This is a genomic window from Xanthobacter sp. NM-59 (assembly GCF_021401125.1).
In the GTDB taxonomy this organism is placed as follows: Bacteria; Pseudomonadota; Alphaproteobacteria; order Rhizobiales; family Xanthobacteraceae; genus Xanthobacter.
On sequence record NZ_JACBFQ010000004.1, the window covers coordinates 223,445 to 247,090 of the forward strand.

The following is a 23,646-nucleotide window of genomic DNA, read 5'->3' on the forward strand; positions in this document are numbered from 1 at the left end:
AAATCGTGATGCGCGCGATCGCGCATTTGGCGAACCGTGGCGCGCCTAAGCGCGCTTGGCGAACCAGGAGCCGGAGCATTTCGGCTTCGGCGAGGTCCAATCCCCGGAGGCGGCGTCACCTTCCACCAGCCCCTTCGCGACGACGCGATGGTGGCCGTGGGCGAGAGCCATGTTCACCACGCCGAGCTTGTTGATGCCTCCAGTGGCTTTCACCGGCCAAAAGCCCGCATAGGTGACTTTGCCACCCTTCACTTTCTGCTTGAAGTCGAAAGTGCTGTCGCAGGCGCCACCTTCGGGGGCGGTACGCACATCCCAGGTTCCGTCGTGGCGGGAGGCCGCGGCGGCGGGAACCGCGAGCACAAGGCTCGCGGCAAGGGCCGCCAGGAGGGATGTCGTGCCTCCCAAGCGCCGGGGACCGTAAGCCCTCCGGTATCGTGAGGCGGCTGCAAGCGCTGGCGCCACGTTCGCCACCCTCACTTCAGGCCGGCGGCCGCCTGGGCGGCGGCCAGCGTTTCGAGCACGTTGCAGCCGACGAAGATGAAGCCATCCACGCCCGCTGCCTTCAGCTCCGCCTCGATGGCGGTGGGCTTGCCCGCCAGCCAGACCGCGCCGGCACCGGCCGCCTTGAGGGCCTTGGCCGCCGCAGCGGCGTCGGTGCCATAGACCTCGTCGGAGGAGGCAAGGCAGGCGAAGGGCGTGCCGGCGGCCTTGAAGGCGGCCACCAGGGCGTCGAGATCGGCGAAGCCGTCCGGCACCGCGGCGCTGATGCCGCCAGCCTCGAAGAAGTTCTTGGCGAAGGTGGCACGGGCGGTGAAGGCTGCGACCGGGCCAAGAGTTGCGAGGAACACCTTGGGGGCGGCGGCCTCAGCCTTGTTACGCAGGTCCTCGAAGGGCTCGGCGGTGCGGTAGGAGCCCAGGGCGCCATCGGCGACAGGGGCCGCCGCCGGCAGGGGCGCGAGCACTTCCGGCATCTCCTGCACGAGGATGGGGAATTCCGAAGTGCCGGTGATGGGCGCCTTGCGGGTGGCCACATCCTTGTCGCGGCGGGCCTTCACTTCGGCAATCTCGCCCTGGAGCCAGCGATCGGTCAGAACGTCGATGAGGCCGCCACGATGCTCGATGGTGCGGAACAGGTCCCAGGCCTTTTCAGCCAGCCCGTCGGTGTGGGCTTCCACCGCGCCAGCGCCGGCGGCAGGGTCGGCCACGCGGTGCACATTGGATTCCTCGATCAGCATCACCTGGGTGTTGCGGGCGAGGCGGCGGGCGAAGGCATCCGGCAGGCCCAGCGTCTGGGTGAAGGGCAGCACGGTGACGCTGTCCGCCCCGCCGACGCCGGCCGCGAACGCCGCCACGGTGGCGCGCAGCAGGTTCACATAGGGGTCGCGCCGGGTCATGGAGCGCCACGCGGTGGTGCCATGCACGGTGAGCGGTTTGGCGGGCAGGCCGCACTCGCGCAGCACCGCGCCCCACAGCAGGCGGATGGCGCGGAACTTGGCGATGGTCGCGGTCTGGTTCACGTCCGCCACCAGCGACACCTCGATGCGGCGCGCGGCTTCCTCCAGCGGCACGCCGGCATTGGTGTAGATCTTCAGGTAGGCCACGGCGGTGGCCAGAACCGCCGCCAGCTCCTGCGCATCGGAAGCACCCGCCTCGTGGAAGATGGAACCTTCCGCGCGGGCGATGGTGCCGGCAAAGCCTTTGTCCGCCAGGGTCGCGGAGGTCTCGCAGAATCGCTTGGCCAGGTCCGACCAGCTCATGGGCAGATGACCCATGAGGGCGAAGCTGCCCATGGGATTGAGGCCGAACGAAACCTTCACCGCCTTGGGGTCGAGCCCGCGCGTTTCCGCCAGAGCGGCGAAGGCGAGGGCATTTTCGCGGCCCGTGAAGCCGCCCAGCTCCAGGCGGGTCTCGATAAGGTCGAGCATCACGCCCTTCAGGACGGCATCGAGATCGGCGCCGTTGGGCAGGCCGAAGCCGTAGGACTGGGGCGAGGTGGCGAACACCAGCGAGAGGCCAGAAGCCCCGCCGTCCAGATCCTCCAGCGCCTGGGCGTTGGACGCCGTCAGGTCAGGCTGGTCCACCCGCATGGAGATGGTCCAGGGTGCGGCGGCGGCGCGGCCCGCCAGGATGGGGGCGGCCGGCTTGCGCGGCGGCAGGGCGTCCAGTGCGAGACCCTCATAGGTGGGGGTCACCATCTTCTTGTCGTAGGGCACGCCCTTGAGCACGCCCTCCAGCAGCTTCAGCCAGTCCTCGCGGGTCACGGTCGGCAGGTCGGTGGCGAAGGGCAGGGTGGTCATGGCTGAGCCTCCGAAGGCAAGAAGTTTGAGGTGTGGCGGCTCGCGGGTCGGCGAAAAGCGCCGCGCGGTGCGCACCAGGAAGATTGGCCCCCGTGCCGCTCCGCTGTCGCGGGCCGCATCGGGCAAGAGGGGAGCGGGAGGGCGCCCATCAGCGCGCCTCCTGGGTGGCGAGGGCGCGTTCCGCGTCGATCATGTAATCGCGCAGCACCGGTACATCGTCCCGCTTTTCCGAGAGCAGGAGCTGGAACACCATGTTGGAGCCGTGCAGGAAGCCCAGTTCCACGGCCGCGAGGTAGAATTCCCACATGCGGCCGAAGCGTTCGCCCATCATGGCATCCACCTCCGCGCGCTTGGCCATGAAGTTTCGCCGCCACGCGCGGATGGTCCAGTAATAATGCAGCCGCAGCACCTCGCAATCGTCCACCCACAGGTGGGTGCGCTCGGTTGAGGCGAACACTTCCGATAAGGCAGGCACATAGCCACCGGGGAAGATGTATTTGCGGATGAAGGGCGCCGTGGTGCCGGGCGGCGACATGCGGCCGATGGCGTGCACCAGAGCAAAACCGCCCTCGTTCAGAAGATTGCGGATGGTGGTGAAGTATTCGTCATAATGGGCGACGCCCACATGCTCCATCATGCCGATGGAGACCACACGGTCGAACTTGCCCTTCAACTGGCGATAATCCACCTCGCGAAAATCGATGCTGTCGGCGACGCCCGCGGCTTCGGCCAGCCGGCGGCTTTCCGCCAGCTGCTCGGGCGAGACATTAATGGCGGTGACCTTCGCACCGCATTCCTTGGCCATGTAGATGGCGAGCGCGCCCCAGCCCGAGCCGATCTCCGCCACCCGCATGCCGGGCGTGATTTTCAGCTTGGCGGCGATGTGGCGGAACTTGTTGCGCTGGGCATCGGCGAGCGGCTCTTCCGGCTCGCGGAAATAGGCGCAGGAATAGGTCATGGTCTCATCCAGCCACAGCCGGTAGAAGGCGGCCGGATGGTCGTAATGGCTGGAGACGTTTTCCTTCGCCTTGCCGATGGGGTTGGCCTGCTGGAAGCGGCGCACCGAGCGCCACGCCTGCCGCAGGGCCTGCTGCACCGGATGGCTGCCGAGACCCTTTCGGTTGACGGAGAACAGGTAGAGCAGGTCGAACACGCCCGCCCCGTCCTCAAAGGTGAGGCGGCCATCCATGAAGGCCTCGGCGGCGGCGAGCTCGGGGTTGAAGAAAAGTTCCTTCTCCACCTTCCGGTCATGCATGCGCACCGTGACGGAGGGACCACCTTCGCCCGAGCCGAACACGTGGCGCGTGCCGTCAGCAGTGATGACCGTGAGGCGGCCCTTGTCCACGAACCGCTTCAGGAGATGGGAGAGCAGGCGCATAGGTCAGACGTCCTTCCGCGGGAGGGCCGACCGAAGGTAGCGCGCCGATCCGGTCTTGTCCCGGTCGTGGGCGCAGAAAGACAGGATGCCCAAGGACCGGCGCAGGCCGGGCCTCGGGGCGCGGGGGCCCGGGACGAGCCCGGGCATGACGGCGCGCAGGCGCATGGAAGGAATGGCCCCGCGCGCCGCGATCATCAGGCGAATTCCAGGATCACCGCATCCACGGCGAGGCTGTCGCCGGGCTTGGCGTGAACCGCCTTGATCATGCCGTCGCGCTCGGCGCGCAGCACGTTTTCCATCTTCATGGCTTCCACGATGGCGAGGATCTCGCCGTTCTTCACCTCCTGGCCGGGGGTGACGGCGATGGACACCACGAGGCCCGGCATGGGGCACAAGAGCTCCTTGCCGCCGCCCGCCGCTTCCTTCTTCGGCATCAGGGCCGCGAGGGAGGCGGAGAACTCCGTATAGACCCGCGCCTTGGTGGCGACGCCGCGATGGGCCAGCGCCACGCCGTTGGAGATGGGCCGCACCTGCATGGTGGCCTGGTCGGCATCGATGGTGCCGGTCCACACCGGATCACCGGGCTTCCAGCTGGAGCGCAGCACGTGCGCGTGGCCGGGATTGCCCTCCGCGTCGAAGATCTGGACCTTGTAGCCGCCGTCCACGTCTTCCACTTCGCAGGCGGTGGAGACGACGTGCTCACCGGTGGCGAGGGTGACGATGCGGCGCTTGGCGAAGCTCACCGGCACGCCGGAGGTCTGGCCCGAGATCTGCCGCTTGCGGGCATTCTGGATGTGGTCGATCACCGCCGCCACCGAAGACAGGGTGTGGACGATCTCGCCTTCCGGCACGCGGGGATGGAAGCCGTCCGGATACTCCTCGGCGATGAAGCCGGTGGAGAGGCGGCCATCCTGCCAGCGCTGGTGCGCCATCAGGGCCGAGAGGAAGGGAATGTTGTGGCCGATGCCGTCGATGGCGAAGGCGTCGAGCGCATCCGCCTGGGCCTCGATGGCCATGGCGCGGGTGGGCGCGTGGGTCACGAGCTTGGCGATCATGGGATCGTAGAAGAGCGAGATTTCGCCGCCCTCATAGACGCCCGTGTCGTTGCGCACGGTGATGGGGCCGGTCTTGCCTTCCGCCGGGGGCCGGTAGCGCACGAGGCGGCCAGTGGAGGGCAGGAAGTTGCGGTAGGGGTCTTCCGCATAGATGCGGCTTTCCACCGCCCAGCCGGTCAGCTTCACGTCGTCCTGGGTGACGGAGAGGGGCTCGCCGGCGGCGACGCGGATCATCTGCTCCACGAGGTCGATGCCGGTGATGAGCTCGGTGACCGGATGTTCCACCTGCAGGCGGGTGTTCATCTCCAGGAAGTAGAAGCTCTTGTCCTGGCCGGCGACGAACTCCACCGTGCCGGCGCTGTCATAGCCCACCGCCTTGGCGAGGGCCACGGCCTGCTCGCCCATCTTCTTGCGGGTGGCCTCGTCCAGCAGCGGGGAGGGGGCTTCCTCGACCACCTTCTGGTTACGGCGCTGGATGGAGCATTCGCGTTCGCCCAGATAGATCACGTTGCCGTGCTTGTCGCCCAGCACCTGGATCTCGATGTGGCGCGGATCGACGATGAACTTTTCCACGAACACGCGATCATCGCCGAAGGACGACTTGGCCTCCGAGCGGGCGCGGTCGAAGCCGTCCTGCACTTCCGAGCGGGAATGGGCGATGCGCATGCCCTTGCCGCCGCCGCCGGCGGAGGCCTTGATCATCACCGGATAACCGATCTCATCGGCGATCTTGGCCGCCTGCTCACCGCTCTCGATGACGCCCAGATAGCCGGGAACGGTGGAGACCTTGGCCGCGGCGGCCGCCTTCTTGGACTCGATCTTGTCACCCATGGCCTCGATGGCATGGGGGTTCGGGCCGATGAAGACGATGCCGTGCTCGGCGAGCAGCTTGGGGAAGGCGGCGCGCTCGGAGAGGAAGCCGTAGCCGGGATGCACCGCCTCGGCGTGGGTCAGCATGCAGGCTTCCACGATCTTTTCGGCGATGAGGTAGGACTGGGCTGCCGGCGGCGGGCCGATGAAGACGGCCTCGTCCGCCATCTCCACATGCAGGGCATCCTTGTCCGCCTCGGAATAGACGGCCACGGTCTTGATGCCCATCTTGCGCGCCGTCTTGATGACGCGGCAGGCGATCTCGCCTCGGTTCGCGATCAGGATTTTCGAGAACATAGCGTGCGGTTCCTTGAAGCGCCGGTGGCATGGGCGCTGAAAATCTTAAGGAGCGGTTCCCCCTCCCAACCCTCCCCCGCAGGCGGGAGAGGGCTTTCGCCTGACCCCCATGCCAACTCCCTCTCCTGCTTTCAGGGGAGGGCTTGGGAGGGGAGGGCGAGCTTGGTGGGAAGGGCCTTTAAATCAGTCCCAGCCGCTCAGAGCGGCACGTTGTCGTGCTTGCGGTGGGGCTGCTCCAGCTTCTTGGTGCGCAGCATGGCGAGCGCGCGGGCAAGGCGCCGACGGGTGGAATGGGGCATGATGACCTCGTCCACGAAGCCCCGCTCCGCCGCCACGAAGGGCGACAGGAAGCGCTGCTCGTAATTCTTGGTCTGGGCGGCGATCTTCTCCGGATCGTCCATGTCGGCCCGGAAGATGATCTCCACCGCGCCCTTGGCGCCCATCACCGCGATCTGAGCGGTAGGCCAGGCGTAGTTGACGTCGGCGCCCACATGCTTGGAGGCCATCACGTCGTAAGCGCCGCCGAAGGCCTTGCGGGTGATGACGGTGACCAGCGGCACGGTGGCCTGGGAATAGGCGAACAGCAGCTTCGCGCCGTGCTTGATGAGGCCGCCATATTCCTGCGCGGTGCCGGGCAGGAAGCCGGGCACGTCCACGAAGGTGACGATCGGGATCTCGAACGCGTCGCAAAAGCGCACGAAGCGGGCCGCCTTGCGGGAGGCATCCGAATCAAGCACGCCCGCCAGCACCATGGGCTGGTTGGCCACAAAGCCCACCGTGCGCCCCTCGATGCGGCCGAAGCCGGTGACGATGTTCTTGGCGTAGGCGGCCTGGATCTCGAAGAAATCGCCCTCGTCCACGACCTTCAGGATCAGTTCCTTGATGTCGTAGGGCTTGTTCGGATTGTCCGGAACCAGGGTGTCCAGGCTCTCGTCATAGCGGCCGGGATCGTCGAAGGAGGGCCACTGCGGCACGCCTTCCTGGTTGTTGGAGGGCAGGAAGTCGATGAGCCGGCGGCACTCCAGCAGCATCTCGACATCGTTCTCGAACGAGCCGTCCGCTACCGAGGACTTGGAGGTGTGCACCTTGGCGCCACCCAGCTCCTCGGAGGTGACGGTCTCGTTGGTGACGGTCTTCACCACGTCCGGGCCGGTCACGAACATGTAGGAGGTGTCGCGGACCATGAAGATGAAGTCGGTCATGGCCGGCGAATAGACGTCGCCGCCCGCGCACGGGCCCATGATGAGGGAGATCTGCGGGATGACGCCCGAGGCAAGCACGTTGCGCTTGAACACCTCGCCGTAGCCGCCCAGCGCCGCCACGCCTTCCTGGATGCGGGCGCCGCCGGCATCGAACAGGCCGATGATGGGGGCGCGGGTCTTCAGCGCCATGTCCTGGATCTTGGTGATCTTGCGGGCATGCTCCTCGGAGAGCGAGCCGCCGAACACCGTGAAGTCCTTGGCGAACACGAACACCTTGCGGCCGTTCACGGTGCCCCAGCCGGTCACCACGCCGTCGCCGGGGACCTTCTGGTCCTCCATGCCGAAATCGACGCAGCGATGCTGAACGAAGGTGTCGTATTCCTCGAACGTGCCACGATCGAGCAAGAGCTCGATGCGCTCGCGGGCGGTGAGCTTGCCGCGGGCGTGCTGGGCCTTGATGCGACGCTCGCCGCCACCCAGGCGGGCGATTTCACGCCGGCTTTCCAGCTCTTCAAGGATTTCCTTCATGCGACGCCCCCCTTTAGCGGGTTTGTATAGGACTGAAGTGTAACGGCGGCCGGCGCGAAGAAAAGCACGGTTTCCGCGCCTTCCTTCGATGCCCTGACCGGCGTGTGCCGCTCAGGTGGCTAACAGCACTCTCAAGGGATTTGAATGTGTAAAAGTTTTGTGTTGTGATTTGTGAAGGCTTCACAAATGCGATGTGTCGAACGCCGCGCGGGGGAGGGGTCGGTTGCGTCAGAAGGTTTATGCCGGCCATGCGGTTCGCCGCCTGCGCGAAAAGCTTGGGCTCAAGCAGAGCGAGCTCGCCCAGCGGCTGGGGGTTTCCCCCTCTTATGTGAATCAGATCGAGAGCAACCAGCGCCCGCTCACGGCCTCCGTGCTCATCGCCATTTCGCGCACTTTCGCGGTGGACATCACCACTTTCGGGGCCGAGGACCTGGACCGGCTGGTGGCGGACCTGCGCGAGGTGACGGCCGACCCCTTGTTCAGTGACCTGGGCCTGGGCCTTCAGGATGTGAAGGCGGTGGCCAATCTTTCCCCGGCCTTCGCCCATGCCTTCCTGCGCATGCATGTGGCGCTGCGGCGCACGGCTGAGTGGCGGGCCTCGCTGGACGATATGCTGACCGCCGGCGTTCCCCCTCGGGCCGACGAGGCGAAGCTCATTCCCTATGAGGAAGTGCGCGACTTTTTCCATTACATCGACAATTACGTGGACAGCCTGGACCGGGCCGCGGAGGTGACGGCGCTGGCCCTGGGCGTGCTCGATCGGGCCGACCCGGCGGGCGCCTTTGCCGGCCACCTGGCCCATCGCCATGGGGTGACGGTGGAGCTGGGCCACGCGGACCCGGCCGCTCCGATCTCCCAATATGACCCGCGCCTGCGCCGGCTGACCCTTTCGGGCGTGCTGTCCATGCCCGCGCGCGCGTTCCGCATGGCCGCCACCATCGCCCAGCTCGAACATGCGGATCTGGTGGCGGAAACGGTGGCTTCCGCCCGTTTTCGCAGCCAGACGGCGGCCGAAATCTGCCGTCTCGCGCTGTTCAATTATTTCGCGGGGGCGATGATGCTGCCCTATCGCCGCTTCCTCGATCTCGCTCGCTCGCTGCGGCACGATCTCGACCGGCTGGTTCTGGAGACGGGCGCGAGCCTGGAGCAGGTGTGCCACCGCCTGTCCACCCTGCAGCGGCCGGGCGCGAAGGGCGTGCCCTTCTATTTCGCCAAGGTGGATCGGGCGGGCAACATCACCAAACGCCACTCCGCGACCCGCTTCCAGTTCGCGCGCCATGGCGGGGCCTGCGCCGCCTGGAACGTGCATGAGGCCTTCGAGATGCCGGGCCGCACCCTCGTTCAGCTGGGGGAAATGCCGGATGGCGTGCGCTACATCTGTCTGGCCCGGGCGGTGAATGCGCCGCCGCTGCGCCATGGCGGGCCGGTGCGCGCCTTTGCCCTGGGGCTCGGCTGCGAGGTCTCTTTCGCCCATGACATGGTGTATGCGGACGGTCTGGACCTGAAGGCGGCACCGGTGGCGCCGCTGGGCGTTTCGTGCCGCATCTGCCCGCGGCCGGATTGCGAGCTGCGCGCGTTTCCGCCCCTCGACCGGGACATCCGCATTGATGAGAATGTGCGCGATATCATTCCGTTCACCATCTCGTGACGCAATTCGGCCGCGCTCTCGCTCGTGAAACGCCTCGCCTTCGCACATGAAACGCCATGACGGGGCGTTTACAGTGCGTGCGTCGACTGGACCGAGTCGCCGGTGGCACCGCCTTCACGCGGGATCACGCGGGCTGCTCCAAATGATTGAGTCTGGCGCCCTCCGTCCGGCCTTGCCGTACCCGAAGGCGCTCAAGGGAGTGCTCCATGAAGATGCTGAGACTTGCCGGCATGGTCGCCGGCTTGGCAGTGGCGGGCATCGGGGGGGTGGCAAAGGCGGCCGCGCCGGGATTCTCCACGGCGAATGTGAATATCCGCACCGGCCCTGACACGCAGTTTCCGTCCCTGGGTGTCATCCCCGAAGGTTCGCCCGTCGAGATCGAGGGCTGCCTGCAGGATGAATCCTGGTGCGATGTGGATTGGAATGGCTATCGCGGCTGGGTTTACAGCGAATATCTCGGTTATGAGGCGCCCGCCGCAGTGGGCGTGCCCGTGGCCGAGCGCCGGGTCGAGGTGGTGCCGGACCTGGGATTGGCCGCCATCGGCATTCCAATCGTGGCGTTCGCCGCTGCCGATTACTGGAATCGCAACTACGTCAATCGGCCGTATTATGTGAACCAGCCCTGGTACAATGATCGCTATCGCTGGGAGGCCTATGCTCCGCCGCCCCGTCCGGGCTGGCGTCCGCCGCCGCCCGGGCCGCGTCCGCCGGGCTGGTGGCGCAGCAATTACGTGCCGCCGCCGAACATGCCGCCGCCGCCGCCTCCCGGTGTGTGGCACCGTCCCCCGCCGCCTCCGCTCCCGCCGCCGGGACCGGGCCCCATGCCCCGTCCGATGCCGGGTCCCGGTGTGATGCCTGGTCCGGGCGTGATGCCGGGCCCTGCGCCGATGCCTGGCGTCGTCCCCGGTGCGCCGGTGAAGGTGATCACGCCCCCGCCGGGAGTGGCTCCGGTCAAGGTCATCACGCCTCCGCCCGGAGTGGCGCCGGTGAAGGTGGTTCCGCCGGTGCCGGGTGCGCCGCTGAATTCGGTCACGCCCGTGGCTCCGGGTGGTCCGATCAAGGTGCCGGCCGTGCCGCCGCCTCCCGGTGGGCCTATCGTTGCCCCGGGGGCACCCGTGCGGCCTGTGCCGGGCGCTCCCGGTGTGCAGCCGGTTGTCCCCGGTGCCCCGGGCGTTCAGCCTGGCGCTCCCGTGCGTCCGGCTCCCGGCGCCCCGGGCGTTCAGCCTGGTGCTCCCGTGCGTCCGGCTCCCGGCGCTCCTGGCGTTCAGCCTGGTGCTCCCGTGCGTCCGGCTCCCGGCGCTCCTGGCGTTCAGCCTGGTGCTCCCGTGCGTCCGGCTCCCGGCGCTCCGGGCGTTCAGCCTGGTGCTCCCGTGCGTCCGGCTCCCGGCGCTCCGGGCGTTCAGCCTGGCGCTCCCGTGCGTCCGGCTCCCGGCGCTCCTGGCGTTCAGCCTGGCGCTCCCGTGCGTCCGGCTCCCGGCGCCCCGGGCGTTCAGCCTGGCGCTCCTGGGCGTCCGGCTCCCGGCGCTCCTGGCGTTCAGCCTGGCGCTCCTGGGCGTCCGGCTCCCGGGGCCCCTGGCGTTCAGCCTGGTGCTCCTGGGCGTCCGGCTCCCGGGGCCCCTGGCGTTCAGCCTGGCGCTCCTGGGCGTCCGGCTCCCGGCGCACCGGGGGCTCAGCCTGGTGCTCCCGGGCGTCCGGCTCCCGGCGCACCGGGGGCTCAGCCTGGTGCTCCCGGGCGTCCGGCACCGGGTGCTCCTGGCACGCAGCCTGGCGCTCAACGTCCGCCGCAACAGCAGATGCAGCAGCAACAACGTCAGCAGCCGCAGATGCAGCAACAGCAGCGTCAGCAACAGCAGATGCAGCAGCAACAGCGTCAGCAACAGCAGATGCAGCAGCAGCAGCGTCAGCAACAGCAGATGCAGCAGCAACAGCGTCAGCAACAGCAGATGCAGCAGCAGCAGCGTCAGCAGCAGCAAATGCAACAACAGCAGCGCCAGCAACAGCAGATGCAGCAACAGCAGCGTCAGCAACAGCAGATGCAGCAACAGCAGCGTCAGCAGCAACGCCAGCAACAGCCGCAGCAGCAGCGGGGCAACAAGCCTCAGTGCAACGGGCCCAATTGCCCGCCGCAGCGTCCGTGATTGCTGAGGGAACCGGGCGGCTTCGGCCGCCCGGTTCCTCCTCTTTTCGCGCCATTGATCGGCGCCGCGTTGAAAAGCGTAATCGTGGGCATCGACGGAGCGTGCGCATCGGTCTATGCCCCTGCCCATGTCCGATCGCGCCCCTTCCGACATTGCGGTGCCTGCCGCTTCCCCCTCGGCTGCAGAGCCGGCTCAGCCCGTGTTGCGCTTCGCGCCTTCCCCCACCGGGCTGCTGCATGTGGGCAATGCCCGCACCGCGCTGCTCAATGCCCTGCTGGCCCGTCGCGGCCACGGCACGTTCATCCTTCGCCTGGACGACACCGATAGCGCGCGCTCGCGCGTCGAGTTCGCGGATGCCATCGGCGAGGATCTCACGTGGCTGGGCATCGAGCCGGATGCGCTCTATCGCCAGTCCGAGCGCCTCGCGTTGTATGAGAGCGCGGCCGCGCGCCTAAGGGCCGCCGGCCGGCTCTACCCGGCCTATGAAACCGAGGACGAACTGGAGCTGAAACGCCGCCTGCAGCGTGCGCGCGGCCTGCCACCCGTCTATGACCGCGCGGCCCTTGCGCTGACTGAGGTCCAGCGCGCCGAGCTGGAGGCACAGGGGCGCAGGCCCCATTGGCGCTTCCGTCTCGATCACCGCACCGTGTCGTGGGACGATGCCGTGCGCGGGCCCCAGCAGGTGGACACGGCGAGCCTTTCGGATCCCGTCCTGGTGCGAGCAGATAGTAGCTTCCTTTACACCCTGCCTTCGGTGGTGGACGACCTCGCCATGGGTGTCACGATGGTGGTGCGCGGCGAGGACCATGTGACCAACACCGCGGTGCAGATCGAGATCATGGAAGCCCTGGGCGGCCGCGCGCCCTGTTTCGCCCACCACAATCTCCTGACCCTGCCCAGCGGGGAGGGGCTGTCGAAGCGGCTCGGCCATCTCTCGCTGAGGGCCTTGCGCGAGGCGGGGGAGGAGGCCCTGGCTGTGGCCGCCGCGGCGGTGCTGGTGGGCACCTCCCATGCTCTGCAGCCGGTGGGGAGCCTGGACGAGCTGGCGGGCATGGTGGATCTCGCTCACATTTCCCGCGCGCCGGCGCGGTTCGACCCCCATGACGTGACCAGCCTCACCGCCCGCACTCTTCATGGTTTGCCTTATGAGGCCGTCGCGTCGCGGCTCGCTGCGGCAGGCATCGAGGGCGGCGAGGCGTTCTGGCTGGCGGTGCGCGGAAACCTCTCCACTTTTGCCGATGCGGCGGCCTGGTGGGCGGTGTGTTCGCTGCCGCAGGAGGCCGCCGTCGAGCCTGACGATCAGACATTCCTAGCCGCCGCGGCCGCCCTGCTGCCGCCGGAGCCTTGGGATGGTGCCACCTATGGCGCGTGGATCAAATCGGTGAAGGCGCAGAGCGGGCGTGCCGGGAAGGCGCTGTTCCACCCCATCCGCCGCGCCCTGACGGGCCGCGACACCGGCCCCGAGCTGGCGAGCCTGCTGCCGCTCATGGGGCGTGAGCGCGTGGCCGCGCGCCTGAATGGGCAGGCCGGCTGACCGCGGCGCGGAAGACGGCCGCTCCGTGGGCGGGCAGAGGGGCGGAAAAGAGGGCAGGGGCGAGGGCTCGCGCGACCTTGAGAGCATCGGCCGCACGGCGCGCGTCGCCGATGCCGTGGCGCGCGCATCTGCGGCCTGAGGGGGACACCGCGCGGAAGCAGGTCGTGTCGTGGGCCGGCACTGTTGAGGGCCCGACGCCCCATCGCCACCCCGCCGAGAGCCAGTGCGCGCGCGGGTCGCGCTGGAGCCAGAGTGCCGGAAGCCGTCGGCCTCCAGAGCGCTCCGCATCCCTGGCCCCGCTGCGAGAATCATGCGGGCCGGAGGGGCCCGCCGCCTACTGCTGCTGCGCGTTCTGCGAGCGGGGCAGGGGAATGATGCGGACGGGCCGCTGGCCGGGCTGCTCAGAGGCGGGGGCCATGGGCGCCGAGACGTTGGCCGCCGTGCTGCCGGCGGGGCCGGCATCGGTGGCTGTGGCCGGCGCGGTGCTGGCGCTCTTGCCCTTCGCGCCGGGAGCTGAGTCCACTGGCTTGGGCTGCGACATCTCGCGGGCCTGCTCTTCGGTCACCAGGATGTCGCCCTTCTGAAGGGTGGTCTCGTCCTCGATGCCCGCGAGCGCCTGCGCCCAGGACTGACCCGGCGCCCGGCAGGTGCAGGAGGAAACCAGCTCCTTGCGGTAGCGCAGGGCGTTCGGCGTGGACATGTAGGACTGGCCGGAAACGCTGTATGCGTTGCGGATGTCGTCACCCGAAAGGGTGAAGAGCTGGGCATCCGCGTTGGGGCACAGCCGCTTGCAGAGCGCGTCCTCGGACGCATAGCGGTTGGAGTTGGAGGAGCGCGACAACGGGAAATAATAGCCGTCGCACATGCGCACGCACACGGTGCGCGAGCCGCCGCCAGTGGACTTGCTGGCCGGGGCCACCGCGTTCAGGTCCACATCCGGCGCGCCCTCGTCGGAATCGCTCTGCACCGGCGCGCCGAAAATGGCCTCGAGGAAGTTGCGGGGGCGTTGGGGCTGCTGGGACGGCGACGCCGAGCGCACGGCGGCGGTGTATTGCGAGCCGCAATTGTTCTGGGCGAGCGCGAGAATGAGCGCGCGGCGCTGGCCGGCCTGATCGGAGCTGCCGCCGCGCTCGAGCCCGGCGATGGAGGACCGCAGCCGCGAGATCTGGTCGTCGATCTGGTCGCACTGGGGCGGACGGCCGGGATTCTGGAAGATGAGGAAGCCGCGGGGGGCGTCGCATCCCATGTTGCGGGCCTGGGCGGTGTAGCGCTCCAGGTCGCTGCGGAGCTTGGACGCCTGGGCCTGCCGGGAGGCCCAGGAATCGGCGCCCCGGTCAAGGGAGGAGAGGGAGGCCTCGAGCTGGGCGCAGGTGGAGCTTTGCTGCGCCCACGCGCCCGCCGCGCCGGCTGGCAGGGCCGCCGCCACCAGAAGCCCACGGGCGATGGCGCCCAAGCGTCGCGAAAATCCCATCCTCAGCCTTCTCAAGGTCAGTCGATGCCGCGGGCGTAAGCCGCCTGATGGTCCGTCTATAGCCCGCGGCGCGTTTCAAATGGTGACCAAACTGTGGAATCCGCCCCCGGCACGCATCCGCGCGCGTTTCGTGCAACGCCCTGGCGCCCCTGGGTCGGGGGCTCGCAGGCGACGCGGCCTTCACGCCGGTTTGAGCGCCGCGTCAGCTCTTGCCGCGGTTGCGGATGTTGAAGCTGTCGAAGGCATATTCCGCGATCTGCCACCACACCAGCTGGTCGGTGCGGATGGCGTTCATGGAATCGAGCGCCTCCTTGAAGGCGGGGTTGGAAGCCGCCAGCTCCTTGTAGAGTTCCAGCGCCGCCTTGTGCCCGGCATCCATGATGGCGGGCGGGAAGGGGCGCAGCTCCGCGCCCTGCTGCACCAGGCGGCGCAAGGCGGGCGGGTTCACCGAATCGTACTTGGCCAGCATCCACGAATTGGCCGCCTCGCAGGCGAGCTTCACGATGGACTGGTAGTGTTTGGGCAGCGCCGCCCAGCGCTCATTGTTGACGATCAGGTGGAGCATGGCCCCACCTTCCCACCAACCGGGGTAATAGTAGTATTTCGCCACCTTCACGAGACCGAGCTTCTCGTCGTCATAAGGGCCGACGAACTCGGTGGCGTCGATGGAGCCGCGCTCCAGGGCCGGATAGACGTCGCCGGGCGCGATCTGCTGGGGCACCACGCCCAGCTTGGCCAACACCTGCCCCCCAAGGCCGCCGATGCGGAACTTGAGGCCCTTCAGGTCGTCGAGGGAGGTGAGTTCCTTGCGGAAGAAGCCGCCCATCTGGCAGCCCGAATTGCCGGCGGCAAAGGCGGTGACGTTGTAATCGGCAAGAATGCGATTGGTCAGCTCCGCGCCGCCGCCGAAGTGCCACCAGGAGTGCTGCTGGCGCGAATTGAAGCCGAACGGCACGCCGGTGCCGAATGCCAGGGCGGTGTTCTTGCCCGTATAGAAATAGGTGGCCGTGTGCGCGCATTCCACGGAGCCGGTGGAAACTGCGTCCAGCGCCTGGAGCCCCGGCACGATCTCGCCGGCGGGAAAGGTCTGGATCTGGAACTTGCCGTCCGTCGCCTCGGACACATACTGGGCGAGGATCTGGGCGGTGCCGTAAATGGTGTCGAGGGAGCGCGGAAAGGACGAGGTCAGGCGCCATTTCACTTCGGGGGCGCTCTGGGCCACGGCCGGCGCGGCCACCGCCGTGCTGGCGGCGACGGCTGCCGTGGCGCCCATGAATTGGCGGCGCTTCATGTCCATCAACAATCTCCTTCGGCCGGCGCGCGGCGGTCCGCGCTCCGGTTGCGTCTTTATCCCTTCCGGCGCCTGGGCGAGGGGTGGCCCTCGGGCCGGGTGAACCGGCTGGGCTCGCGGGCGTCCTGCGGTGGCGGGAAGGCAGGGGTGTCACGGGCCGCGGCCGCCGTCAATCGGAATGCGCCGCTTCCGCTTTCGCCCGTGGCATCCCATATGGGGGCCATGCGTGGTCCGAGGGGCTTTATGATGGCAAACGGGACTTTTATGCGGCGCGCCGCAATGCTCGCTCTGGCGGGCCTTCTTCTGTCCGCCGGTGGCGCGCTGGCCGCCGAGCCCGATCTCATCTTCAAGAAATCCACCGTCTGGAAGTTCCTGACCCCTGACGACAAGCTGGCGGTCTACGGCATCGACGATCCGCTGGTGGAGGGCGTGGCCTGCCACTACACCACCCCGGAGAAGGGCGGCGTTTCCGGCATGCTCGGCGTGGCCGAGGAGCTGTCGGACATCTCCCTGGCCTGTCGCCAAGTGGGCCCCATCTCCTTCAAGGGCAAGTTCGACCAGGGCGATGTGGTGTTCCGCGAAGGACGCTCCTTCTTCTTCAAGAAGATGCAGATCGTCCGCGGCTGCGACACCAAGCGCAATGTGCTGGTCTATCTCGTCTATTCTGACAAGCTCATTGATGGCAGCCCGAAGAACTCCACCTCCACCGTGCCCATCATGCCGTGGGGCGGCACGGGTGAGGTGCCGCGCTGCGCCGATTACCTGAAATGAGGCCCGGCGCCAGCGTCTTCAGCGCGAGCAGGTGATGGCGACGGAGCTCGCGCACGCGGGGCCGGCGCAACTTGCGTGGGTGGCCGGGGAAGGGGCCGGTGCCAGGGGCTCGTTCTCTACCCGGCCGAAATCGAGGGCGCGGGAATAGTCATGGGTGCGGCACCAGGCGGTGGCCACCCGCTCGCCGCAGGGCGCGCCCGAGGCCAGGCATCCGTCGACCCCATAGCCGTCGGAATTGTCGATGATGAAGATGCGCGTATCCGCCAGCGCGGCGGTCGAGAGAAGGCAGGCGCCGGCAAGGGCCAGCACGCGAAGGATGGACATGGGCAGAGGTATCGCTTCCGGTTGAAGCCACGGCGGCCGGCTCCACTGCGGCGTGGTGCGCCTCTGGGCCTGCCGCCCGCTCGTTCGATGCCGCCGGCATAGCTGCGTCGGGCGGGGGCGGTCAATCTGCGAATGTCGCACTGCAGCGTCGCGCCGGGGGCAGGGCGGGGGCCGGGCCGACGGCCGCCGCGCAAGGCTCCGGTGAAGCGAAAATCCTTGACGGATGGGCCGCGCCCGACCATTGTCCGCCGCCATGAACGGCCCTTTTTCCATCTTCGGCATTCGTCTGCCGATTATTTGCGGTTAGCCCGAGAAGCTGGCCGCGGCCGTCCCTTGCTGCACCCTTAAAGCCCTTTAAGGACCTGGACGCCCCGGCCGGCGGACCGGCACGCGCGTTCGCGCGCGTTTCGAGGCGAGCGCGCCTGTCGCGCCTTTACGGGAAGCGGAGCGATCCATGGAGCTGCGGCTTCACAATACCCTGACCCGGTCGAGGGACGCGCTGCGTCCGCTCGATCCCCTGAACGTGCGCATGTATGTGTGCGGGCCCACGGTCTACGACCATGCCCACATCGGCAATGCCCGCCCGGTGATCGTGTTCGACGTGCTGTTCCGCCTGCTGCGCCGTCTTTATGGCGCCGAGCACGTGAAATATGTGCGCAACATCACGGACGTGGACGACAAGATCAACGCCCGCGCGGCCGATCGCGGCATCTCCATCCGCGAGCTGACCGAGGAGACCTATCGCTGGTTCCGGGAGGACACGGCGGCGCTGGGCTGCCTGCCCCCCACCGTGGAGCCGCGCGCCACCGAGCACATCGCCGAGATGCGCACCCTCATCGAACGGCTGGTGGCGGCCGGGCACGCTTATGTGGAGCAGGAGCACGTGCTGTTCAACGTGCCCTCCATGCCCGATTACGGCCAGCTCTCCCGCCGCCCCCTCGACGAGATGATTGCCGGGGCCAGGGTGGATGTGGCGCCCTATAAGCGCGACCCCATGGACTTCGTGCTGTGGAAGCCCTCCGACATGGGCGTTCCGGGCTGGGATTCGCCCTGCGGCATCAAGACCCCCGGCCGGCCGGGCTGGCATATCGAATGCTCGGCCATGTCGTGGCGCCATCTGGGCGAGACCTTCGACATCCATGGCGGCGGCATCGACCTCATCTTCCCCCATCATGAAAACGAGATCGCCCAGTCGCGCTGCGCCTTCCATACGGGCGTGATGGCGCAGATGTGGCTCCATAACGGCTTCCTGATGCTGGAAGGCGAGAAGATGTCGAAGTCGCTCGGCAACTTCGTCACCATCCGCGAGCTGCTGGAGGAGTGGCCGGGGGAGGTGCTGCGCCTCACCATGCTGTCCACCCATTATCGCCAGCCCATCAACTGGACCCGCCAGGGCCTGGGCTTCGCCGCCAAGACGCTGGACAAATGGTATCGCGTCATCGGCGACGTGGAGGCCGAGAGCGGGGCGGACAATCCCTTCGAGCACGAGATTGCCGAGCGGCTGTCGGACGATCTCAACACCCCGTCCGCCATCTCCCACCTGCACCATCTCGCCGATGTGGCGGAGCATGAGGAGGCCTCCTCCGCCTTGCGCCGCCGCTTCAAGGGCGCGGCCAACCTCATGGGCCTGCTCACCGAAACCGAGAGCGCCTGGCGCGCGCGGGCGAAGGAGTCGGTCGCCCTGGACGAGGCCACCATCGGCGCGCTCATCGCCGAGCGTCTGGCCGCCCGCAAGTCCAAGGACTTCAAGCGCGCCGACCAGATCCGCGAGGAGCTGGCCGCCAAGGGCATCGTGCTCATGGACAATAAGGACGGCACCACCAGCTGGGAGGTGGCGCGATGAGCGAGCGTGTGTCCCTGCGCCCTTTCCTGCCGGCCGACACGCCGGCGCTGGCGGCCTTGTTCCGCGCCTCCATCGAGGAGCTGACCGGCGACGATTATGACGAGGACCAGCAGGAAGCCTGGGCCGCCGCCGCCGATGACGAGGAGGCGTTCGGCGCCCGCCTGTCCAGCCTGCTGACGCTGGTGGCCCTGCGCGCCGGCGCACCGGTGGGCTTCGTGGCGCTGAAGGACGACAGCCATATCGACCTGCTCTATGTGCTGCCCCAGGCGGCGGAAAGCGGCGTCGGCACCGCCTTGTGCGATGCCGCCGAGACGCTGGCGCGCGGGCGCGGCTCCAAGGCGCTGACGGTGGATGCCAGCGACACCGCCCTGGGCTTCTTCCAGCAGCGCGGCTACCAGCCGGAGCGCCGCAATACGGTGTCTCTGGGCGGCGAGTGGCTGAGCAACACCACCCTGCGCAAATCCCTGGGCGAAGGAGGCCGCCTGCAATGACCCGCGAGCGCCTTTATCTCTTCGACACCACCTTGCGCGATGGTGCGCAGACCAATGGCGTCGACTTCACGCTGGCGGACAAGCTGAAGGTTCTGGGCCTGCTGGACCGGCTGGGGGTGGACTATGTGGAAGCCGGCTATCCCGGCGCCAATCCCACCGACACCCAGCTGTTCTCAGAGGTCCACCCGGCCAGCGCGCGCGTGACTGCCTTCGGCATGACCAAGCGGCCGGGCCGCTCCGCCTCCAACGATCCCGGCATCGCCGCGCTCTTGGATGCGAAGGCCGATGCCATCTGCTTCGTGGCCAAGTCCTCCGCCTATCAGGTGCGGGTGGCGCTGGAGACCACCAAAGAGGAGAACCTTGTCTCCATCCGTGACAGCGTTCAGGCGGCCGTGGCCGCTGGCCGCGAGGCGCTGGTGGATTGCGAGCACTTCTTCGACGGCTACAAGGAAGACCCTGAATTCGCCCTTTCCTGCGCTCGCACCGCCTTTGAGGCCGGCGCGCGCTGGGTGGTGCTGTGCGATACCAATGGCGGCACCCTTCCCGAGGAAGTGGAGGCCATTGTCGCCGCGGTGGCGAAGGTGGTTCCGGGCGATCATCTGGGCATCCACGCCCATAACGACACCGAGCAGGCGGTGGCCAATTCGCTGGCCGCCGTGCGCGGCGGGGCGCGGCAGATCCAGGGCACGCTCAATGGCCTGGGCGAGCGCTGCGGCAATGCGAACCTGTGCTCCATCATCCCCACCTTGATGCTCAAGACCGATTACTCCGAGCGCTTCGACATCGGCGTGTCGCCGGAAGGGCTGGCGGACATGGTTCATGTCTCCCGCGCCCTGGACGAGATGCTGAACCGAGCGCCGAACCGCCATGCGCCCTATGTGGGCGAGAGCGCCTTTGCCACCAAGGCCGGCATCCACGCTTCCGCCATCCTGAAGGACCCGGCCACCTATGAGCATGTGCCGCCGGAAGCGGTGGGCAATCGCCGCAAGCTTCTGGTGTCGGATCAGGCGGGCAAGTCCAACGTCATCGCCGAGCTGGAGCGGCTGGGCGTGGCGGTGGACAAGGGCGACCCGCGCCTGTCGCGCCTCTTGGACGAGGTGAAGACCCGCGAGGCGCTGGGCTATTCCTATGAGGCGGCCGATGCCTCCTTCGCGCTGCTGGCGCGGCGGGCGCTCGGCTCGGCGCCGGACTTCTTCACGGTGGAGCGTTTCAGCGTGAATGTGGAGCGCCGCTACAACGCCAAAGGCGAGCTCACCACCGTGGCCGAGGCCATCGTGAAGGTGAACGTGGGGGGCGAGGTGTTCATCTCCGCCGCCGAGGGCAACGGCCCGGTGAACGCCCTGGATGTCGCCCTGCGCAAGGATCTGGGCAAGTACCAGCCGCTGATCTCGGGCCTTCGCCTCACCGACTACCGGGTGCGCGTGCTGAATGGCGGCACCGAGGCGGTCACCCGCGTTCTGGTGGAGTGCGCCGACGAAAAGGGCGAGCGCTGGACCACCGTGGGCGTGTCGCCGAACATCATTGATGCGTCCTTCGAGGCCCTGCTCGATTCCATCACCTGGAAGCTGATCCAGGAAGGCGCCACCGCCTGAGGCGCGAGATCAGGTCCCCCGCCCGGGTCAGCCCATTCCGCAGGCCCGGGCGGCGGTCGCCGGATGTGTCCTGAATCTCCGCCTGCGTGGCGCGGTGGCTCAGCATTTGACTGTATCTCATCTGGCTTCCACTTGCGCGAGCGGCCGGGGCGCTTGCGTCCGGTAAAGGAAGTCTGCTTTTCAAAAATGCAAAAACGCAGTGCGTTGTGGCAAGCCCAAGCTTGCGTCATGTCAATGTTGCCCCAATGAATTGGAGGACATTGGCAGCCACGTCGTGGTCATCCTGATCTCACGCGGATGCAAGAATAGGAATGTGTCATCATGCCCGCCGCATCTGGAAGATTTGATTTCACAGAGCCTATGGTGGTTATTCGGGTCATCTGCGGTTTGTTTTATTTTCCGCATTCGATCTCAAAGATCGTCGGCTTCACCGGCACGGTGGGCTTTTTCACGCGGGCGGGCTTCTATCCGCCTGAGGGCTTTGTGGTGCTCTCGGTAATCATGGAGCTCACCAGTGCCATCGGTCTCACCCTTGGCCTGTTTCCCAAGTATCTCGGCATCCTCTCCGCCGGCCTGATGCTGGTGGCGGGCTATGCCACTGCGCGCGTTCACGGCCTCAGCTGGTTCTGGGCCGGGCACGGTGTGGAATATCTGGTGTTCTGGGGGGTGGCCTCGCTCGCGGTGGCCCTCGACGCCTGGAACAAGAACCCCGGCTTCTTCGGCTTCTTCGCCTGGCCGCTGCGCCGGGAGAAGGTTTCCTGAGCGGCGCTGGGCGCTTTTGACGAAAAGGCCCCGGAGCGGGTGCTTCGGGGCCGTTTTCTTTGTTCGTCCTGTGCCTTGCCGCTGGCGGCCTCAGGCCGCCGCGTGCTTGCCGCGCCCCGCGAGCAGAGAGCGGATGAGCACGGCGATGGTGGTTCCGTTATGCAGGGCTGCTGTGGCGATAGGCGAGAGATAGCCCAGCACCGCGCCCGCCAGGATGGCCGAGTTCGCTCCCACCGCCACGTTGAAGTTCGAGCGGATGAGCCGCATGGTGGCCTGCGAAATCTCCACCATGTCCGCGAGCGAATCGAGCCGGTCGTCGGTGAGCACGATATCGGCCGTGGCGCGGGCGATATCGGCGGCGCGGGGCATGGCCACGCCCACATGCGCCGTCATCAGCGCCGGGCCGTCATTCACCCCGTCGCCCACGAAGGCCACCTTGGCTCCCGAGGCCTTCAGCTCCGCGACGATGCGGGCCTTGTCCTCGGGCTGCTGCTCGTAGAACACGTCGTCGAGCCCCAGCGCCTCGCCCAGCGCCAGTGCCTTGGCCTTGGCGTCACCGGTGATCATCACGATGCGCTTGATGCCCAGCTCGCGCAGGCGGGCCAGAGTGGCGGGGGTTTCCTCGCGCACCCGGTCGCGCAGGGCGAACATGGCCAGTGGCTTCTGGTTGCGGGCCGCATAGAGCAGCGACTTGCCCTCTTCCTGGAAGCTCGCCACCTGCGCGCGCTGGCGGGCGAAGGAGATGTTCTCGTCATCCTCCAGGTAATGGCGGCTGCCGAAGCGGATCATGTCGCCATCCACTTCCGCTTCCACGCCGTGGCCCACGATGAAGTTCACCTCTTCATGGGGCACATGGGCCAGCTTGCGCTGGCGGGCGAGCTTCACTACGGCGCGGGCGATGGGGTGGTTGGTGTGCTCGCCCAGAGAGGCCACCAGGGCCAGCGCCTCTTCCTCGTCCACATGGGGGTGGAGGGGGCAGACGTCCGTCACCTGCAGCGTGTTGTGGGTGAGGGTGCCGGTCTTGTCGAACACCAGGGTGTCCACATCGGCCAGCAGCTCAATGGCCTGGCCGCTCTTCACGAGGCAACCCTGCTTGGCCGCCTGGAACATGGCGGTCTTGAGCGCGATGGGGGTGCCGAGCTTCACGGTGCACGAATAGTCCACCATGAACACCGATTCCATGCGCTTCCAGTCCCGCGTCAGCGCGAACACGCCGGCGGCCGAGCCGAGGGTGATGCCCACCCGCCGGTCCGCCAGCGCATCCGAAACCGACTGGATCTCCGCCGGCCGCTCCAGCGCATCCTGGATATAGCGGGCGATGCGGCCGGTGGTGGTGGCCTGGCCCACCCGCTCGGCGCGGATGACGAGCCGGCCGTCGGTGACGATGCCACCCGCCAGAGCCGTGCCGCCCGGCGCGCGGGGGATGGGCAGGCTCTCGCCGGTGACGGCGGACTGGTCCACATAGGCGTCGCCCGCCACCACTGTGCCGTCCACTGGAATGGTTTCGCCGAGGCCGACCACCACATGCTCACCGCCGGTCAGGCTGTCGAACGGCACCTGGAGCATCTCGCCCTGCCCGGCCTCGATCCAGACATCGTCGGGCGAGCGGTGGAGCAGGGAGCGCAGGAGTTCGTCCGAGCGCTCGATGGTGGTGGATTCGATATATTCCGCCAGCTCGACCAGAAGGCGCGTGAAGTTCGCGGTGGTGAACTCGCCGCGCGCGGTGGGCAGGCCCATGGCGATGGCGTCGAGCACTTCCACCTTCAGGCCGTGCTGAATGGCGGCGGCGATGCCACGAACGATGGTTGGCGCAATGTTCGCGTAGGTGAGCGCCGCGGCCGCCGGCCGCGGCAGCAGCCGGGCGGCCACCAGGGTCGCCGCCGACAACACCAGCGGCGCGGCATCGGAGGCCTCGCCCTGCACCAGAGGCGGGGCGTTGGCGGGGGGATTGGCGGCCCGGGCGAGGATCCGCGCCCGGGCATCGGCGCTGCCGTCATAGCTGACGATCAGGCCATGGCAGCCGGCATTCATGCGCACGGCCTTGACGCCGCGCACATCGCGCACGGCAGTGGCCGCCCGCGCCAGCCGGGAAACGTCGCCGCCGAGCCGCAAGCGCATGCGGCCCGGGACTTCGTGAACGATGCGGACGCTCAC

Annotated in this window: 17 protein-coding genes and 1 pseudogene; 9 read left to right on the forward strand and 9 right to left on the reverse strand. The window is 67.8% G+C overall.

What is annotated here, in order from left to right; genetic code table 11:
• Nucleotides 1-45 precede the first annotated feature (45 nt).
• The 5 genes from L0966_RS10545 to L0966_RS10565 form a co-directional block, all read right to left on the reverse strand.
• Nucleotides 46-405: a hypothetical protein gene (locus L0966_RS10545; RefSeq protein ID WP_234051852.1), complete on the reverse strand. Its 360-nt coding sequence runs from the start codon at nucleotides 403-405 to the stop codon at nucleotides 46-48.
• A 68-nt stretch (nucleotides 406-473) separates the two neighbouring features.
• Nucleotides 474-2,297 (reverse strand): methylmalonyl-CoA mutase family protein, encoded by a 1,824-nt coding sequence (locus L0966_RS10550; RefSeq protein WP_234051853.1) that lies wholly within the window; start codon nucleotides 2,295-2,297, stop codon nucleotides 474-476.
• A gap of 148 nt (nucleotides 2,298-2,445) precedes the next feature.
• Nucleotides 2,446-3,675, reverse strand: coding sequence for a cyclopropane-fatty-acyl-phospholipid synthase family protein (locus tag L0966_RS10555; RefSeq protein WP_234051854.1), 1,230 nt, complete (start codon nucleotides 3,673-3,675; stop codon nucleotides 2,446-2,448).
• Nucleotides 3,676-3,869: 194 nt separating this feature from the next.
• Nucleotides 3,870-5,897: an acetyl/propionyl/methylcrotonyl-CoA carboxylase subunit alpha gene (locus tag L0966_RS10560; RefSeq protein WP_234051855.1), complete on the reverse strand. Its 2,028-nt coding sequence runs from the start codon at nucleotides 5,895-5,897 to the stop codon at nucleotides 3,870-3,872.
• Nucleotides 5,898-6,094: 197 nt separating this feature from the next.
• A complete protein-coding gene (locus tag L0966_RS10565; protein ID WP_234051856.1) occupies nucleotides 6,095-7,627 on the reverse strand; it encodes an acyl-CoA carboxylase subunit beta in 1,533 nt (510 codons plus the stop codon).
• 223 nt (nucleotides 7,628-7,850) lie between these two features.
• On the opposite strand from L0966_RS10565, the gene L0966_RS10570 reads away from it, so the two are divergent.
• The 4 genes and pseudogenes from L0966_RS10570 to L0966_RS10590 all read left to right on the forward strand — a co-directional run bounded on the left by L0966_RS10570 (nucleotide 7,851) and on the right by L0966_RS10590 (nucleotide 12,947).
• On the forward strand, nucleotides 7,851-9,275 hold the full coding sequence (locus L0966_RS10570) for a short-chain fatty acyl-CoA regulator family protein (RefSeq protein WP_234051857.1): 1,425 nt from the start codon (nucleotides 7,851-7,853) through the stop codon (nucleotides 9,273-9,275).
• A 230-nt stretch (nucleotides 9,276-9,505) separates the two neighbouring features.
• Nucleotides 9,506-9,721, forward strand: a pseudogene (locus L0966_RS22500) (SH3 domain-containing protein); the annotation flags it as partial.
• A 1,347-nt stretch (nucleotides 9,722-11,068) separates the two neighbouring features.
• Nucleotides 11,069-11,413 carry a hypothetical protein gene (locus L0966_RS10585; RefSeq protein WP_234051935.1) on the forward strand — a complete coding sequence of 115 codons (345 nt, stop codon included), beginning with the start codon at nucleotides 11,069-11,071 and terminating at the stop codon, nucleotides 11,411-11,413.
• A gap of 127 nt (nucleotides 11,414-11,540) precedes the next feature.
• Nucleotides 11,541-12,947: a glutamate--tRNA ligase gene (locus tag L0966_RS10590; protein WP_234051858.1), complete on the forward strand. Its 1,407-nt coding sequence runs from the start codon at nucleotides 11,541-11,543 to the stop codon at nucleotides 12,945-12,947.
• Between the two features lie 334 nt (nucleotides 12,948-13,281).
• Here the strand turns inward: L0966_RS10590 and L0966_RS10595 are convergent, their stop codons facing one another.
• The gene (locus tag L0966_RS10595; RefSeq protein ID WP_234051859.1) at nucleotides 13,282-14,418 is read right to left on the reverse strand and encodes a DUF2865 domain-containing protein; all 1,137 of its coding nucleotides are present in this window, start codon (nucleotides 14,416-14,418) and stop codon (nucleotides 13,282-13,284) included.
• Between the two features lie 202 nt (nucleotides 14,419-14,620).
• A complete protein-coding gene (locus L0966_RS10600) occupies nucleotides 14,621-15,709 on the reverse strand; it encodes a TRAP transporter substrate-binding protein (RefSeq protein WP_234051930.1) in 1,089 nt (362 codons plus the stop codon).
• Between the two features lie 264 nt (nucleotides 15,710-15,973).
• On the opposite strand from L0966_RS10600, the gene L0966_RS10605 reads away from it, so the two are divergent.
• On the forward strand, nucleotides 15,974-16,480 hold the full coding sequence (locus tag L0966_RS10605) for a CreA family protein (RefSeq protein WP_234051860.1): 507 nt from the start codon (nucleotides 15,974-15,976) through the stop codon (nucleotides 16,478-16,480).
• A gap of 18 nt (nucleotides 16,481-16,498) precedes the next feature.
• Here the strand turns inward: L0966_RS10605 and L0966_RS10610 are convergent, their stop codons facing one another.
• The gene (locus L0966_RS10610) at nucleotides 16,499-16,804 is read right to left on the reverse strand and encodes a hypothetical protein (RefSeq protein WP_234051861.1); all 306 of its coding nucleotides are present in this window, start codon (nucleotides 16,802-16,804) and stop codon (nucleotides 16,499-16,501) included.
• 454 nt (nucleotides 16,805-17,258) lie between these two features.
• Between L0966_RS10610 and cysS the strand changes: the two genes are divergently transcribed.
• The 4 genes from cysS to L0966_RS10630 all read left to right on the forward strand — a co-directional run bounded on the left by cysS (nucleotide 17,259) and on the right by L0966_RS10630 (nucleotide 21,492).
• On the forward strand, nucleotides 17,259-18,647 hold the full coding sequence (gene cysS, locus L0966_RS10615; protein WP_234051862.1) for a cysteine--tRNA ligase: 1,389 nt from the start codon (nucleotides 17,259-17,261) through the stop codon (nucleotides 18,645-18,647).
• Nucleotides 18,644-19,138: a GNAT family N-acetyltransferase gene (locus tag L0966_RS10620; protein WP_234051863.1), complete on the forward strand. Its 495-nt coding sequence runs from the start codon at nucleotides 18,644-18,646 to the stop codon at nucleotides 19,136-19,138. Before cysS ends, L0966_RS10620 begins: the two co-directional genes overlap by 4 nt.
• Nucleotides 19,135-20,730 carry a citramalate synthase gene (cimA, locus tag L0966_RS10625; RefSeq protein ID WP_234051864.1) on the forward strand — a complete coding sequence of 532 codons (1,596 nt, stop codon included), beginning with the start codon at nucleotides 19,135-19,137 and terminating at the stop codon, nucleotides 20,728-20,730. The genes L0966_RS10620 and cimA overlap by 4 nt, the downstream gene beginning before the upstream one ends.
• 360 nt (nucleotides 20,731-21,090) lie before the next feature.
• Nucleotides 21,091-21,492 (forward strand): DoxX family protein, encoded by a 402-nt coding sequence (locus L0966_RS10630; RefSeq protein ID WP_234051865.1) that lies wholly within the window; start codon nucleotides 21,091-21,093, stop codon nucleotides 21,490-21,492.
• 90 nt (nucleotides 21,493-21,582) lie between these two features.
• Here the strand turns inward: L0966_RS10630 and L0966_RS10635 are convergent, their stop codons facing one another.
• On the reverse strand, nucleotides 21,583-23,646 hold the full coding sequence (locus L0966_RS10635; protein ID WP_234051866.1) for a heavy metal translocating P-type ATPase: 2,064 nt from the start codon (nucleotides 23,644-23,646) through the stop codon (nucleotides 21,583-21,585).